General features: G+C 69.9%; 1 protein-coding gene and 2 pseudogenes. 2 read left to right on the plus strand and 1 reads right to left on the minus strand.

The annotated features are described in order from the left end of the window. Positions 1 to 1113: pseudogene (locus ACY45C_RS15750) on the plus strand (hypothetical protein); the annotation flags it as partial. 110 nt (positions 1114 to 1223) lie between these two features. Here ACY45C_RS15750 and ACY45C_RS15755 read toward each other — a convergent pair. Beyond that, a pseudogene (locus ACY45C_RS15755) lies at positions 1224 to 1895 on the minus strand (cyclase family protein); the annotation flags it as partial. A gap of 324 nt (positions 1896 to 2219) precedes the next feature. Between ACY45C_RS15755 and ACY45C_RS15760 the strand changes: the two are divergent. Then, positions 2220 to 2626, plus strand: a 407-nt coding sequence (locus tag ACY45C_RS15760) for an SAM-dependent methyltransferase (RefSeq protein ID WP_462188346.1), incomplete at its 3' end; no start/stop codon positions are given.

Here is a 2626-nt window from a genome sequence, read left to right on the forward strand (position 1 = left end):
GGAAGGGGAATGTCGCACGCGGAATTCGATGGACCAGTCGACCTCGCGGAGCTCGGGGATTCGGTGTCCGCCGGGCCGTCCCGGGAGGCCGGAGCCCCCGGCGGGCAGCCGGTCGTCCACGGGATGCCCATCGCGTCCGGCATGCCGATCATCGAGGACGCTTCGACCGGTGGCGCGCTGCTATCCGGCGGCGGGTCTGCTGGCGAGGATCCGGAGGGCGGGGGCTCGGAGGACGGACGCCCCAACCGCCCACAGTGGTCGGGTGCGCACCCCGACGACCCGCGGGCGGATGTTCCTCCGCGCGGTCCCGAGCGCCGGGCGGACGCCGAGGGTGCCGCCCTGATGCGGGTGCGTCGGCAGCGCCTGCTCGTCCTGCTCGTCCTGCTTCCGGTGAGCATCGTGCTGGCCGCCATCCTCGGCGGGCTGTGGATCGCCGGGCAGTTCCTCGTCGATGCCGTACTCGGCGCGTACCTCGTTTATCTTCGCCGGTCGGCGCAGACCGCGCGGCGGCTGGCCGCCGCGCGTGCGGCGGTAGACCGGCGGATCGAGGCCGAGCGGGCCGCCCGGCGTCGGCGGCCCCCGATCGGGTCCTCCTTCGCCTACCGGCAGCGCCAGCCGGGACCGGACCCCCTGGCGGAGCGGGTTGGTCAGCAGCCGGTGGAGGAGCTCACCGACGAGGAGCTCGCGATCGCCGGCGCCGAGACGATCGACCTCGGCGCTCTGGTGGCCGGCCAGCCGGGGCTGGACGAGGACGCGGAAGGGGACGATCTCGCCCGGTTCGCCGGGTACCCCGAGACGGGCTACGGCGAGACCGGCGTTGACGGCGTTGACGGCGTTGCCGGCGTTGACGGTGGGGACGTGGCCTCGGCCCGGCCGGCCATCCGGCCCGCGCCCCGCGTGGGCACGCGCTCGACCACCTCACGCCCCGGCCGGGTGCAGGTCAATCCCCCGGGGACGCACGGTGGGCTGGTGGCTCCCGCCGGGATCATGCCCTCGGGTACGGCGACGCCGGCCGGGCCGACGGCCGATGCGTCACCGGCGGGCGGGAACATCGTGGGGGACACGTCCGGCGAACTCGACCCGCTGCTGCGACGGCACGCGGTGGGGAGCTGATCCGCGGGGCCGACGCTTGCGACTGCCCGGACCGGGGCACCGTCGGCTCCGGCGAGCGGAATCGGGAACAGGGCGATGTGGATGGGCCGCCCGTTCGCCCGGGCGGTGAGAAGTCGATCGAGACTGGTCAGGTTCTCTACGATGACGGCACCGGCCCCACCCAGAATCCGGTGGGCCGCGAGACTGACATCCTGCCCCGGTCCGGGTGTCCGATCAACGCTGAGCGCATCGATACCGACCGTCCGGACACCCGCGTCGACGAGGGCCCGCGCGGTGTCCGGCGCGAGATAGGGATGTCGTAGGTACCCGTCGCGGCCCCAGTGGACGGACCATCCTGTGACGATGAGGACGACGACATCGTGGGGAAACGGGCGGGTAAATGGGCCCGACAGCACCTCCGGGCCGATCGCCGCCTGTGGGCCGTAGCCCCGTGCATCCAGCAGAACCGCGGGTCCGGTGAAACGTTGTAGCGGAACCTCGTCGAGCCTGGGGAGTCGAAATGAAATAACTTGCGCGTTTCGAACCCTCCACAGGCCTGTGACCTGCGATGATGCTCTCGATCACGTATTTGTTGCTTCATTACGTCCCCTGGGCAGCGAGTCGTCGGTGTGGAAGGGGGCGTCGACATGCGTGCCCGTCTGTGATCCCAGGTGCAGGCGCTGCACGTTGACGCCGGACTCGGCCGCGGTCAGTGCCGGTGACACGTCGACCTCGGGATCCCCCGGGTAGACGGGCATGCCGGTCACGATAGGTACCGACAGATCGATCAGCTCGGTGCTCACGAGACGATGATCTTCGTCCAGTGTCCGCCCCCGGAGCCCGGGGGCGGCCGAGTTCTGGGGAGCAAGGAACGGTCCAGGGGCTGCAAACCGTGCTCGGGTCCCCAAAATTCGCTCCGGCGAGTCCGGCGAGTCGCTAGATCGTCGCTCTTCGTACAGCACGTCCGTGGACTCCACTCCAGGCATGCCCCGCATCCCAGGACGCATCACTCCCCGAGGACGTCACTCCTCGACCCCATCCGATGCCGCCATTACGGGGTCATGGGAGAGTCTGGGAGGAATAATCAGTGTGTCTGTGTATGGGCGCTGTCAGAGATAGGGGGAGTCGTGGCTGGAGGTGACGACGCCGGGTGGACCTACGGCTCGGTGGTGCCGGACTGGGCGCCGCGGAACGTCGACCTGAAGATCGACGTTCCGCACTCGGCGCGGGTCTACGACTACATACTCGGCGGCAAGGAAAACTTCCCGGCCGACCGGGCGGCGGCCGCGGAGTTCACCAGGAGTATGCTCAACCTGCCCACGTCCATGCGGGCCAACCGGAACTTCATGGTCAGGATGGCCCGCATCCTGGCGGCGGAGCACGGCATCCGGCAGTTCCTGGATATCGGCACCGGGCTGCCGACCGCGCCGAACCTGCATGAGGTCGTCCAGGAGGTCGCGCCGGAGTCGCGGATTCTCTATGTCGACAACGACCCCATCGTGCTGGTGCATGCCCGAGCACTGCTCACCGTAAA

It is taken from the genome of Frankia sp. CcWB2, from assembly GCF_977927585.1.